Source organism: Plantactinospora sp. CNZ321, assembly GCF_004217235.1.
Genome location: NZ_SHKQ01000001.1, coordinates 7323186 through 7335730, shown reverse-complemented (window position 1 = coordinate 7335730; position 12545 = coordinate 7323186). Strand labels below are relative to the sequence as shown.

Annotated in this window: 15 protein-coding genes; 9 read left to right on the top strand and 6 right to left on the bottom strand. The window is 70.6% G+C overall.

Features of this window, described 5'->3' with window-relative positions:
* The first annotated feature begins 255 nt into the window (after positions 1 to 255).
* The 4 genes from EV371_RS31890 (at position 256) to EV371_RS31875 (ending at position 2461) form a co-directional block, all read left to right on the top strand.
* Positions 256 to 744 (top strand): hypothetical protein, encoded by a 489-nt coding sequence (locus EV371_RS31890; RefSeq protein WP_130465326.1) that lies wholly within the window; start codon positions 256 to 258, stop codon positions 742 to 744.
* Positions 741 to 1304, top strand: coding sequence for a hypothetical protein (locus EV371_RS31885; protein ID WP_130465325.1), 564 nt, complete (start codon positions 741 to 743; stop codon positions 1302 to 1304). The genes EV371_RS31890 and EV371_RS31885 overlap by 4 nt, the downstream gene beginning before the upstream one ends.
* Before the next feature lie 196 nt (positions 1305 to 1500).
* Positions 1501 to 1767, top strand: coding sequence for a DivIVA domain-containing protein (locus EV371_RS31880; RefSeq protein ID WP_130465324.1), 267 nt, complete (start codon positions 1501 to 1503; stop codon positions 1765 to 1767).
* A gap of 124 nt (positions 1768 to 1891) precedes the next feature.
* Positions 1892 to 2461: a DM13 domain-containing protein gene (locus tag EV371_RS31875; protein WP_130465323.1), complete on the top strand. Its 570-nt coding sequence runs from the start codon at positions 1892 to 1894 to the stop codon at positions 2459 to 2461.
* Positions 2462 to 2514: 53 nt separating this feature from the next.
* Here the strand turns inward: EV371_RS31875 and EV371_RS31870 are convergent, their stop codons facing one another.
* Both EV371_RS31870 and EV371_RS31865 read right to left on the bottom strand, forming a co-directional pair.
* The gene (locus EV371_RS31870; protein WP_130465322.1) at positions 2515 to 3537 is read right to left on the bottom strand and encodes a sensor histidine kinase; all 1023 of its coding nucleotides are present in this window, start codon (positions 3535 to 3537) and stop codon (positions 2515 to 2517) included.
* Complete coding sequence (locus EV371_RS31865) at positions 3530 to 4225, bottom strand: response regulator transcription factor (protein ID WP_130465321.1); 696 nt, start codon at positions 4223 to 4225, stop codon at positions 3530 to 3532. Before EV371_RS31865 ends, EV371_RS31870 begins: the two co-directional genes overlap by 8 nt.
* A 108-nt stretch (positions 4226 to 4333) precedes the next feature.
* Here EV371_RS31865 and EV371_RS31860 point away from each other — a divergent pair, with 108 nt between their 5' ends.
* From EV371_RS31860 to EV371_RS31840, 5 genes are all read left to right on the top strand, one after another.
* A complete protein-coding gene (locus EV371_RS31860; protein WP_130465320.1) occupies positions 4334 to 4588 on the top strand; it encodes a type II toxin-antitoxin system prevent-host-death family antitoxin in 255 nt (84 codons plus the stop codon).
* Positions 4585 to 4959 (top strand): type II toxin-antitoxin system VapC family toxin, encoded by a 375-nt coding sequence (locus EV371_RS31855; protein ID WP_130465319.1) that lies wholly within the window; start codon positions 4585 to 4587, stop codon positions 4957 to 4959. The genes EV371_RS31860 and EV371_RS31855 overlap by 4 nt, the downstream gene beginning before the upstream one ends.
* Before the next feature lie 78 nt (positions 4960 to 5037).
* Complete coding sequence (locus EV371_RS31850) at positions 5038 to 6219, top strand: EI24 domain-containing protein (RefSeq protein ID WP_165436887.1); 1182 nt, start codon at positions 5038 to 5040, stop codon at positions 6217 to 6219.
* A 116-nt stretch (positions 6220 to 6335) separates the two neighbouring features.
* Complete coding sequence (locus EV371_RS31845) at positions 6336 to 6626, top strand: hypothetical protein (protein WP_130465317.1); 291 nt, start codon at positions 6336 to 6338, stop codon at positions 6624 to 6626.
* Positions 6627 to 6779: 153 nt separating this feature from the next.
* Positions 6780 to 8051, top strand: coding sequence for an FxsB family cyclophane-forming radical SAM/SPASM peptide maturase (locus EV371_RS31840; RefSeq protein WP_130465316.1), 1272 nt, complete (start codon positions 6780 to 6782; stop codon positions 8049 to 8051).
* An 84-nt stretch (positions 8052 to 8135) separates the two neighbouring features.
* On the opposite strand, the gene EV371_RS31835 is transcribed toward EV371_RS31840, so the two are convergent.
* From EV371_RS31835 to EV371_RS31820, 4 genes are read right to left on the bottom strand one after another with little or no spacing between them, the layout of a single operon-like run.
* Complete coding sequence (locus EV371_RS31835) at positions 8136 to 9374, bottom strand: polysaccharide biosynthesis protein (RefSeq protein ID WP_130465315.1); 1239 nt, start codon at positions 9372 to 9374, stop codon at positions 8136 to 8138.
* A 10-nt stretch (positions 9375 to 9384) separates the two neighbouring features.
* Positions 9385 to 10410: an NAD-dependent epimerase/dehydratase family protein gene (locus EV371_RS31830; protein WP_130465314.1), complete on the bottom strand. Its 1026-nt coding sequence runs from the start codon at positions 10408 to 10410 to the stop codon at positions 9385 to 9387.
* An 11-nt stretch (positions 10411 to 10421) separates the two neighbouring features.
* Positions 10422 to 11249, bottom strand: coding sequence for a glycosyltransferase family 2 protein (locus EV371_RS31825; protein WP_130465313.1), 828 nt, complete (start codon positions 11247 to 11249; stop codon positions 10422 to 10424).
* Positions 11246 to 12472 (bottom strand): nucleotide sugar dehydrogenase, encoded by a 1227-nt coding sequence (locus EV371_RS31820; RefSeq protein WP_130465312.1) that lies wholly within the window; start codon positions 12470 to 12472, stop codon positions 11246 to 11248. Before EV371_RS31820 ends, EV371_RS31825 begins: the two co-directional genes overlap by 4 nt.
* Positions 12473 to 12545 lie beyond the last annotated feature (73 nt).

Below are 12545 nucleotides of genomic sequence, written 5' to 3'. Positions count from 1 at the left end.
AGTCCTCCCGGGTTGGCAACCTCATCTGATCACGCTCTGCATCAGCTCCTCAAGAACTTGGTTGACCTATGTCACTAGGTGGAATAGCATGGCTGCGAGCCGCCCGGGTTGGCGCCAGGGAAAGGCTCTCCCTCCGGGTGTACGGCCCGGAAACGTGTCGGGGTGGCCGTCGGGCCACCGATCAGTGGACCCGAACCTGAGCTGGTGGTTCGGGCTGCCCCGGCACGTCAATCACACCTCGTGGAAGGGGCCCAGGTGACAGTGACGGAAGTGGCCGGCACACCCACAGCCGACCGGAGTACCTACCTCGAACTCATCCGGGAGCTGGCCCGTAGTGACGCCGAGGCGTACCGCCAGCGCTGCAATGAGCTGGACGAGCAGGGTTGGGGTGAGCTGGGCCTGGTGGTCGGGGCCGGGTTCTTCCTGGCGACCCGGCGGCACCTGGCGAGCCTCGCGGACCGGGCGGCGATCATCCAGTTCGTCGCCGACACCCGCATCGACATCGTGGGCACCGGCGCCGATCCCGACCCGAAAATCGCCGAGAGCCTGATCGAGAGCGCGACGACCGGCGACATCGGCCAGGTGGACGAACTCGACCCCAACCTCGTCATCGAGGTGGAGATGCTGCTGCTCTGGAGCCTGCTCAAGCCGCTGTCGGAGGACGAGCTGTCGCGGTTCCTGGCCGACGTCGGCTCGCTCTCCCAGCAGTGGGCCACCGACGCACCCGCCGGAGGTGTGCGGTGACGATCCCGGAACCGAGGACGGCGGACGCCACACCACAGGACATCCCGACGGACACGCCGGAGGCGAGCGCGGCGTGGGCGGCCGAGCAGGTCGCGGGCGAGCTGCGGGACGCGTACCTGACCGTCTCGGCGGCGGCCGCGCTGCTGGAGCGGACCGGGGCCGGTTCGGCGCACCCGGAGCTGCGGCAGGCCCGCCGCTGCACCGAGGACGCGCTCGACCTGGCCAACCACGCGGAACAGTTGGTCGGCGGCGGCATCCGGCGGGTGCACGAACGCTTCGGCCGGGATGACGTGACCAGCATCGGGCAGGTCGCCGGCATGCTGACCGTGTCACAGACCCAGTTCGCCGAGGTGGCCGAGCGGATCGCCGGGCTGCCCGACCGGCTCCGGGGCGCCGGGCAGCGGCTGCGGGACGCGGGCGACCCCGACTGTTCCACCGACACCGTGACCGAGCAGTGGTCGCAGGCCGCCGAGCAGCTCGGCCTGATGACGGCCAGCCTGACCGAGGCGGCCGGCGCGCTGGCGTCGTACACCGATCGGCTGACCGGCGCGACCAGCTAGAGCCTCTTCCGGGCGCTGTGGGGGCACGGCGGCCGGAAGCGGGAGAAGGGCCCGGGGCGGGTGCCTGGCTCCGACCGTCGGCTGTCCGGGCAGCCGACGGCCGACCCCGCCCGCCTCGGTGCCGCCCATGCCATCCCTGACGGAGGACCGACGTGTGACACACCCATCCGCCGGCAGCGGCCGGAGGGCCGCCACGATGAGCTATCGAGCCGGGCAGCGCATCCAGCCGTCCCAGGTCCGCGCGGCCGCGTTCCGTTCGCGGTGGCGCGGCCTCGACCCGGAAGAGGTGTACGACTACCTCGGCCGCCTCGCCGACGAACTGGAGCACCTGCGACGGGCGGAGCGGATGGCCCGCACCGAGGCGGAGCGCTTCCGGCAGGCCGTGCGGCAGTGGCAGAGCCGGCACGCTCGTTGCTGGTTCGTCGCCCCGTCCCGGCCCACGCCCAACCGAGGGCCGTGGTGAGCGGGGGACCGACCTCGACCCGGCAGACCGAGGTGGCGGCGGACGGGTCAGCGGATCGGGACCGTAAGGGTTTCGCAAGATGCGACGGGCGTTTCCGCAGGTGCCGTCGCCGTACATTCGACGCATGTTGAAGCGGGTCTTCAGATCACCGTTCGCTTGGGCCGGTGTGGTGGTTCTCGGCATCGTGGCGGCGTTCGGCCTCTACTGGTTCCAGCCCTGGAAGCTGGTCACGGACAGCCAGGTCGACGACGCCCTTCCCATCGTGCCCGTGACGACCTCGGCCGCACCGAGCGTTTCCGGTACTACTCCGGCCCCTGCCGGGTCCGCTTCCCAGGCGTCGAACCAGGTACTGGCCAGGGGTGCCTTCATCACCCATGAGCACACGACGACGGGGCGAGCGGAGATCATCCGACGGTCCGACGGTCGGCACCTGCTCGTACTGCACGATCTCGACACGTCGAATGGGCCGGACCTGCGGGTCTGGTTGACCGACCAGCCGGTGGTGGCGGGTAAGGCAGGCTGGCGGCTGTTCGACGACGGTGAGTGGTTGGAGGTGGCGCGGCTCAAGGGCAATCGCGGCAACCAGGTGTACGAGCTTCCGCGCTCGTTCGATCCAGCGGACTTCCGCAGCGTCTCGATCTGGTGCAAGCGCTTCGCGGTCTCGTTCGGGGCGGCGGAACTGCGAGCCACCTGACCGCGACCTGCCCGCGACCCGGACGGCAGGCGGCGTGGCCCGGTTGATATGGATCAGGCGGCCGACAGTCGGACGACGAAACGGCATCCTTCGGCGGTGTTGTGTACCTCCACCTGGCCGCCGTGCGCCTCGACCAATCCGTGGACGATCGCGAGTCCCAGTCCGCCCGAGGCGCCCGCGCCCGCGCTGGTCTGCCGGGGGGTGCGGGCGGGCTCGCCCCGGAACGCCACGTCGAACAGGCGGGGCAGATCCGCCGGTGGGATGCCTCCGCACGTGTCGGACACCGACAGCCAGGCGCTTCCCCGTTCGCGGCCCGCCTCGATGCGGACGGTACCGTCCTCCGGGGTGTAACAGACGGCGTTGACCAGCAGGTTGGCCACCACCCGGGTCAGTTCCGGCTCGCTGGCCGACACCGTCGGCCAGCCGGTTTCCGTCGCGACCAGCCGGATCCGTCGTGCGGCGGCCAGTGGCGCCGTGCTGGACAGTACGTCCGAGACGACCTCGCGGAGCGAAACCGTGGTCAGGGACAGGGCAAGCGCCCCGGCGTTGATCCGGGACAGTTCAAACAGGTCGTCGACAAGGCGAGTCATCCGGTCCGTTTCGGCCCGGATCCGTCGGTGGTACTCCCCGGTCGTCGCCGGGTCGCTGACGACCCCGTCCTCCAGCGCCTCCGCCATCGCCCGCAGCCCGGCGAGCGGGGTGCGCAGGTCGTGCGACACCCAGGCGATGAGGTCGCGGCGCCCCTTTTCGAGATGCCGCTCCCGATCGTGGGCCTGCTTCGCCCAGACCGCCGCGGCGGCCAGTCGCCGTCCGAAGTGCCAACCCACGGCGAGGCTCACCGTCGCCGCCGCCGCGACGGTGATCAGGACCACCTCCAGGTCGTGCGGCGACAGGAACATCGCCTCCGCGACGGCGGCCACGCCGACGACGACCGCCAGCACCGTGATGGTCAGCAGGACACACAGGTGCACCGTGATCGAGCTGCGGCGGAGCAGGCGAAGCAGGACCGCGCCGGCCGAGCCGACGACGACCGCGGCGCCGAGGGCGATCACGAAGATCAGCGCGACGTCACGCATCGGCCGGATCGTAGCGGTAACCGACGCCCCAGACGGTCACGATCCGCCGCGGGGCCGCCGCGTCGACCTCTATCTTCTCCCGGAGCCGCCGTACGTGCACCGTGACCGTCGAGTGGTCGCCGAAGTCCCATCCCCAGACCCGCTGCAGCAGTTCGGCACGGGTGAACACCTGGGACGGTTGTCGCAGGAAGTGCGCGAGCAGGTCGAACTCTCGTAGCGTCAGCGCCAGCTCGGTGCCGTTCAGGTGAGCCTTCCGTGGTCCGGTGCGGAGCACCAGACCGTCGTCGGCCAGGACCTCCGACCGCCCGGATGGTGGTTCCCCACTGGCGCGGCGGAGCACCGACCCCACCCGGAGCACCAGCTCCCGGGGCGAGAACGGCTTGGTCAGGTAGTCGTCCGCGCCGAGTTGCAGGCCGAGGATCCGGTCGGCTTCGTCGCCGAGCGCGGTCAGCATGATGATCGGCAGATTGTCCGGTCGTGCCCGCAGTTCGCGACACACCTGTAGCCCGCTGACCCCGGGCAGCATCAGATCGAGTACCACCAGATGTGGTGCCTGCCGCGCGACGGCGGTCAGGGCCAGGGCGCCGTCCCCGACGTGATCGACCCGGTACCCGGCGCGCTCCAGGTAACGGCAGATCACGTCACTGACGGTCTCGTCGTCGTCGACGACCAGGACCCGTTGCGTCACCGATGATCTCCGCGTACGCCTGTCCGACGGACCGCGTTCGTCGTCATCGGGCCAGCGTAGCCACCAGCCGGCAGGGACCTGAGCTAACCTCCTAGCTAAGGAGGGAACATGTCGCACGAAGCCGCCCAGTTCAACATCCACGACGCGAAAACGAACCTGTCGCGGATCATCGATCGAGTCGAACACGGCGAGGAGATCGTCATCAGCCGGGCCGGCACCCCGGTCGCGAAGGTGATTCCACTGGTCAACCGGGTGAACCGGATCGGCCGGGGCTCCCTTCGGAATCGCCTTGTCGCGACGGAGGACTGGGACGCCCCCGAGGTGAACGAGGCCATCGCGCGCGACTTCGGGATGACCGGGTGAGCCTGCTTCTGGACACCCACGTCGTGATCTGGTGGCTGACCGACGATCCGACCCTGACCGACGACCTCAAGGATCGGCTGGACCACGAGCCAGACGTGTACGTCAGCGCCGCGACCGTGTGGGAGGTCGCCATCAAGCAGTCGATCGGCAAGCTCAAGGAGCCGGCCGACCTACCGGAGCGGATTCGGGGCAGCGGCTTCCGGGAGCTGCCCATCACATCCGACCACGCCATGGCCGCGGGTCGGCTGCCGCCGATACATCGAGATCCATTCGATCGCATACTGGTCGCTCAGGCACGCTGCGAGCAGCTTGCACTGGTCACGCGTGATCCCGAGATACGGAAGTACGAAGTCCAGATCCTCCCCGTCTGAGATGTGCCAGGGCAGCCCCCGAACCCGCTGGCAAGCGCGGTCACGGCTTACCCGATGAACGAGAGGTCGTCGAGGCTGATGCGTACGCCTGAGCCGGAACCTTCGATCCCGATCCGTCCGGGGGAGGCCGCCCCGCCCGACGTACCGGTGGCGAATCCCCTGCCGCACCAGGTCGTCCCGGCCGAGGCGTCCGCACTGGTGCCGGTGGAGCCGCCCTCGGCCGACGATCCGCAGCGGCAGTGGATTCCCCGGCAACTGCCCGTACCGGACGTCGAGGCGGTACGCCGGGTGGGCCGGGCGATGGCCGGCGAAGCCGCGCAGGCCGCGGCCTCCGTGGCGTCCGGTGCGGCGCAGACGGCTGCCTCGGTGGCGTCTGGTGCGGCGCAGACCGCGCGGACCGCCGCCTATCAGGGCACCCGGCCGATCGTGAACCTCGGTGCCGGGATCGGCTACTTCTTCCGGGGCGCCGGGCGGTTCCTCGGCAGCCCTTCACTCTGGCCCTACGCGGTGGCTCCGCTGGTGCTGCTGGCTCTGGTGATGTTCGGCATCGCGCACACGATCGAGGCTGGCACCGCCGCCGTGTTCGAGTGGTTCGCCGACACCTGGCCACAGTGGATACACGACATCCTCGGCGAGATCCTGCTCTGGGGCGTACGGGTCGGCGTGCACTTCGCCCTCGGTTACCTCGTCCTTCCGCTGAGCATCGTGCTCGGCGCCCCGTGCTACGTGCTGCTCGCCCGGCGGCTGGAGCGCCGGCTCGGTCCGGTCGAGCCGCTCACCGCCCCCACCGTCACGGCCGATCGGGCACCCTCGCTGTGGCGGGCGTCCGGGGTCGCCATCCGGCAGGCGGTCCTGGTTACCCTGGTGGTCCAGCTCGGCTGGCTGCTGCTGGTGCCCCTGCTGCTGGTGCCGGGGCTCAACGTGTTCGTGGCGATCGGCACGGTCGCCGTCTTCAACGGATTCCTGGTCGGACTGCTGATGCTGGCGATCCCGCTGCACCACCACGGGACGTCGACGTTCCGTGGGCAGCTCCGGGCGGTGTGGGCGCACCGGGCCAGCGCGATCGGGTTCGGCGCCACCAGCGGGCTGCTGCTCGGCATGCCGTTCACTTCGCTGCGGGCCCTCGTCGCGCCGATGGTCTTCACCGGCGCGGTGTTGCTGCACCGCCGGATGCGCCGGGTCGAGGCCGCGGCTCTCGGGCCGGTCGATGCCTACACCGCTGTTGACCGGGCAATTCAAGGATCGGACAAGATCTCTTGAAGGTTCACGGGTGAAGCTGTGCCAGCGGCGCTCCCGCGCCGGGCCACGTGGCAGCAGAGGCCGGCGTCTACAGAGCGTCAACCAGGAAGCAGTAGCACCGGCGAGAGGAGAATTCAATGCCGGAACGAACCGGACAGGACCAGGTCAGGCGGGCGGCGATCATCGCGGCGACCGCGGTTGCGGCGGCCGCCGCGGCCGTCGGCGTCGGGGTGAGCAACGCTCAGGCAGCGGCATCCGACGACACGGCGCTGAGCCGTGCGCTGGCCCGCGTCGTCGGCGAATCGGCCGGCACCCTCAACCGCGGTGGCGAGGAGGGGGCGGCACAGCAGGGCTACCCGGCGTTCGACAACGGGGTGGCGCAGCAGGGCTACCCGGCGTTCGACAACGGGGTGGCACCTATCGACTGATCGCGCCGCTCATGCGGGGCGTGATCGAGTCGGTAGCTCCGGTGGACTGAGACCGCCTGCCTTCTGCCGGTACGTGCGGCCCGGATGGCGTCGCACGCCGGCAGAAGGATTCTTGGCACAAGGATTCAACCAGGCGACAAGTAGGAGGGGTCGATGAACCAGCAGGAGGCCGAACGGTCGGCGGTGGACCCTGACGAGTGGCCGACGATGGAGGTGGTCAAGCAGGCACTGGCCGATCCCCATTGGCGGCCAGTGCCGTTCTATCAATTCATCATCAAGCTACATGGGCGCTGTAACCTATCATGCGACTACTGCTACATGTACGAGCTCGCCGACCAAAGTTGGCGGGGTAAGCCGGTCGCGATGACCCAGGAAACGATCGACCAGGCAGCGCGACGAATCGGCGAACACATCAGAGCGCACAACGAACTGTCCCGAGTGGAAGTCATTCTTCACGGCGGTGAGCCGCTGCTCGCCGGCCCGTCCACGCTCGCGTACGCGGCGACAGCCTTCCGAAACGCGGCCACCGCTCGCAGCCCGGTGACGCTCACCATGCAGACCAACGGCGTACTGCTCGACGACAACGTGCTGCCGGTGCTGCGGGAGCACCACATCCGAGTCGGCGTGAGCGTCGACGGTGACCGCGAAGGCCACGACCGGCACCGCCGCTACGCGGATGGGCGCGGCAGCTACGACCTCGTCATGCGCGGTCTGGAGCGGTTGCGTCGGCCCGCCTACCGCGACCTGTTCGCCGGCGTCCTGTGCACGGTAGACACGGCGAACGACCCAATCGACGTGTATGAAGCGCTGCTCGCCTGCTCGCCCCCGATGATCAACTTCTTGCTGCCGCACGGAAACTGGAATGAGCCGCCACCGGGTCGGGGCGAAGATCCCGGCTCGACACCGCACGCGGACTGGCTGATTCAGATCTTCGACCGCTGGTACGACACCGCGCCCCCGCCCACCCGGATCTTCCTCTTCGAGGAGATCATGACGCTCATCCTCGGCGGGACCGGTCGGTCGGAGACCGTCGGGCTCGGCGCCGCCGGAATAATCGTCATCGAGACCGATGGCACGTTCGAACTTGTCGACTCCCTCAAATCGTCCTTCGAGGGAGCGCCGGCCACCGGCCTGGACATCTTCAACAACTCGCTCGACGACGCCCTGCTGCATCCCGGAGTCGTCGCCCGGCAGCGCGGCTCCGCCGCGCTCTGCGACACCTGCCTGGCCTGCCCGATCCACAAAATCTGCGGCGGTGGCTACTACCCGCACCGCTACCGGGTCGGCAGCGGCTTTCTCAATCCATCGGTCTACTGCGCCGACCTGACCCGCCTCATCGGACACATCGGCCAGCGAATGGCGCGCGACATCGAGGCGCTCAAGGAAAGAACCAGCGATGCCAACACCGCAGCCGCCGCGCGTTGAAGTACGAGGGATGGCCACCGGGTCCCACCGAGCGCCTCGCGGATCTTCCCCGGTGCGACGCCGCCGGACCTCGCGGGGCGGCTTCTACCGGGCGTACGGCGACATTCGCCGGCTCGTCTGACCCGCGAGCGCGGTGAGCGCGGTGAGCGCGAGTGCCACCGCGGCCGTGCCGATCGCGCAGCACATGATCGCGGTGAAGGTGTGCGGCACCAGCCACTCGGCGACCACGAACAGGCCGACCGTCGACGCCCACAACGGCGCGGACGGCCACCGGGCGCCCGCCGCCACCTGGGCGTTGACCAGCACGAAGACCAGCGCGTAGAGGGCGCCGGTGGCAGCGAAGACCGGCGCGTAGCGGCCGAGGACGACGTAGTCGGCGCCGCCCGCCAGCCGGAACGCGAGCCCACCGGCGAGCGCCGACGCCGCCACCAGCGACGCGCCGCAGCCGGCCACCAGCCCGAGAGCGACCAGGAGGGTCCGCCGGCTGCCCTGCGCCAGGCGTGGCAGCGCCAGCACCGTGACGACCTGCGGCGCCCACAGCGCGCCCTTGGTGAGGACCGTGCCGACCGCGTAGGCGCCGGAGGCGTCCGCGGGCAGCAGGTGGCGGGCCAGGAGCAGGTCGGCGTAGGAGACGACGAGCATCGCGAGCGTCGCCGAGCAGGCGGTGACGACCTGCCGGGTGGTGATGCCGGTGCCGCCCGACGTGTCGATCCGGGACCGGGTCAACTGGGCCAGGACCGGCGGGATCAGCAGCGCGACGGCCGTACCCGCCAGGACCGACCCGGTCAGGCCGGCGCCGGCCAGCAGGCCGGCGACCAGGCCCCCGTACCGGCAGACGGCCAGCACCACCATGCCGAGCGCCAGGCGCAGGAATCGCTCGTCGCCCTGCAACTCGCCCAGCCACCTGCCGGCCACCACCACGGCGCCGGTATAGACGGCGAGCAGCAGCGGCACGACCGGCGAAAGGTCCAGCAGCGTGCTCGCCGCCGGCGTCAGGACCAGTACGGCCCCGGCGCAGACGGCCGCGGTCAGCCAGCCGATCCGGCCGCTCGCCGCGCCGGGCGTACGGGCCCGGTGGATCGCGACCGCGATCTGCAACCCCATTCCGGGTACGCCGGCGATCGCCGCGATCGCCAGGACGGCGGCCAGCGCGCCCAGGTCGTCGGGGTCGAGCTGTCGGGCGCCCAGGACGGGTACCAGGTAGCCGAGGCCGCTGGTCAGCGCGCCCGCCACGGCCACCGCCGCCCCGGACATGCCGAGGCGCCGCCGGGCGGAGGTCGGCACGGCCCGATCACCGCCGCCGTGCCGACGGCCGAGGGTCATCGGCACGGCGCTAGAGGCGGCCGTCGTGCACGGCCCGGGTCACCCACGGGATCACCTCGTCGAGCATGGCGTCGAGGTCGGTCGTCGCGGTGAAGCCGAGCACCTCGCGGGCCTTGGAGACGTCCGGCACCCGCCTGGTCACGTCGTGCGCGAACGGCTCGTCGCTGACGTACCGGAACGGCACGTCCGGTCCCTTGATCTTGCGCCAGATCAGCTCGGCCAGCTCAAGCACGGTGGTCGACTCGGCGGTCGAGAGGTTGAAGTCCTCGTTCTGCGCCGCCTCGTGCTCCATCGCCACCGCGATCCCGCGCGCCAGGTCGCCGCCGTAGGTGTAGTGCCGCACCTGCTCGCCGGTGCCGAGGATGTGCAGCGGGTCCTGCCCCTTGACGATCTTCTGCACCAGGTCGGGGACGACGTGCGACATCGCCAGCTTGACGTTGCCGGAGAGCACCTCCGCCTCGCCGAGCGCCCGCCCCTCGCCGACGCCGACGCAGTTGAACGGCCGCACGATCGTGTACGGCAGCCGGTACTGGTCCCAGGCCGCCCGCGCGTAGTACTCGACCGCCAACTTCTGGAAGCCGTACGAGGACTGCGGCGGCGGGACGTGCCGCTCGTCGCCCTCCCGGCTGGGCCAGCGGTCGGTCGACTCGTACACCATGGACGACGAGAGGTAAGTGACCTTGCGCAGCCGGCCGGCCCGGTGCGCCGCGATCGCCGCGTCACAGGACGCCGCCATGATCCGTTCGTTGGTGGCGAGGAGGTCGTAGGCGTACGTGTGGAAGTAGGAGATTCCGCCGATCATCGCGGCGCCGGCGACGAAGTGGTCGCAGCCGGCGAGCAGGTCGGCGAGGAGCGCCGCGTCGCGGGCGTCGCCCTCGACGAACCGGAAGCGGGGATGGCCGTCGTAGCTGTGCGCCACCGGCCCGTACTTCGAGTGGTTGTCGAGCCCGACCACGTCGTGCCCGCGGCCGAGCAGTTCCTCGACCAGGTAGCCGCCGATGAAGCCCGCCGAGCCGGTGACCAGCACCGTTGCCATCCGTATCTCCTCTACCGCGCCGCGTCGTCGGTCGCCACATCGCCGGTCGCGGTGTCTGGCGCAGGCGCGGGCGACGCTGGCGCAGGCGCGGGCGACGCCGGGCGCCGCGCCGCCCAACGCGCGGCGAGCTGCTGCGCGGTCAGTCGTCGACCGAAGGCGAAAAAGTACCAGCGCAGATAGCTGGGCAGGAAACGCCCGAGGTCGAAATGGGACTCACCGAGCTGCCGATCCAGCCAGATGGTCGGGATCTCGGCGACCGGCCGGCGCAGCCGGGTCGCCTTCGCGGTCAACTCGATGCCGATCTCGAACCCGGTCCGGGCCTCGATGCCGACCTCGCGGACGAAGTCGGTGTCGTACGCCTTGAAGCTGTTGGTCGCGTCGCGGGTGCCGACCCGCGCCAGCAGCCACAGGCTGCGCCCGGCCCACCGGGAGGCCATCCGCTTGAGTCGGGGCCCGCCGACCTGCTGCCCGCCGGGCATGTAGCGGGACGCGGCAGCGACCACCACCCCACGGTCGACGAGCCGGGCCAGCTCGTCGATCTGCCGTGGGTCGTCGCAGCCGTCGGCCATCGTCACGACGGCGACCGGGGCCCGTGCCGCGTCGATGCCGAACCGGATCGCGTTCGCCGGCCCGGGCCCGTACGTGTTGAGCACCGGGCGGACCCGCGGGTCGCGGCGGGCGACTTCCAGGGCGTACGGGACGGTGGTGTCCTCCGGCATGTCGTGCACGATGAGCACCTCGGCCGGCAGCAACACCTCGCGCAGGATGCGGTCGAGGCAGCGGACGACGCCCGCGCCCTCGTTGTAGACCGGGATGACCACCGAGACCCGGGGCGTCACACCAGCACGCCCTGCCCGGTCAGGCCCCACATGTCGATGAGCGGCTTGTCGGTGTCGAGGTCGGCGTAGTCGCCGTGCGGCGCGGCGATCACCAGCAGGTCGGCGCGCCGGAGTACCTCGTCGAGCGGGAGGAGCCGGTCGTCGACCACGTACGGGTCGGTGCAGAGGGTCTGCCGCGCCTTGAGCGTCAGGATCTTGCGCAGCTTGTAGGCCAGGCTGCTGCGGGTGTCGTCGCTGCCGCCCTTGAACGCCATGCCCAGGATGCCGACGGTCATCGCGGCGAGGTCGAACCGGTCCTCCAGCCGGGAGACCAGGTACAGCGGCAGGCCCTCGTTGATCAACATCGCGGAGTGGCCGAGGACGAAGTTGTTCCGGTTGAACGCCGCCAGCTGCATGGTGTCCTTGAGCAGGCACGGACCGGCGGCGAAGCCGGGCATCGGCAGGTCGGCCGCCCGCGGGTAGTCGAACGCGACAGCGTGCCGGATGCGGGCGAAGTCGAGGCCGAAGTCGTTGGCCATCATCCAGAACTGGTTGGCGGTGGCGAACTTGACGTACCGCCAGGTGTTGGTGAAGAGCTTGGCGAGCTCGGCCTCCTCCGGCTCCAGCGCGACGATCGAGTTCGTGAGCCGGCGGAAGATCAGCTCGGCCCGTTGTCTGGCCCGTGGCGTCCGGGCCGCGACGATCTGCGGCAGGGTGAACAGCTCGGTCATCGCCTGGCCCTCGGCGATCCGCTCCGGGCAGAACGCCACGTCGACCCCGAGGCCCCGACTCGCCAGCAGCTTCTCGGTCAGCGCCGTCACGCCCGGGTAGACCGTGCTGCGCAGGACCACCAGTTGCCCGTCGCGCAGGTGCTCGGCGCAGCGTTCCAGGGCACGGGGCACCGCGCCGAGGTCCGGGTTGAGGTGTTCGTCCACCGGCGTGCCGACGACCACGACGAGGGTGTCGGCCAGGCCGACGCTGCTCGCCTCGGTGCTCGCGCGCAACCGGCCGGCGGCCAGCGCAGCGGTCAGCAGCTCTGCGGCGCCCGCCTCGGCGAACGGCAGCGCACCGGAGTTGACCCGGTCGACCGCGGCGGCGTCGATGTCGTACAGCACGACGCGCAGGCCACGCGAGGCCAGCGCGATGCCCAGCGGCAGGCCGACCCGTCCACAGCCGCCCACGACGCAGACGTCGACCGCCACGCCGTCCGCTGCGTCGACCGCCACACCGGCCGCCTCTGTCATCGCCGCACCCTCCCGCCGGCCCGGCGCGGAAATCGTCCGCTGGTCAGTGCAGGTTACTGGCGAGGAAACCTCG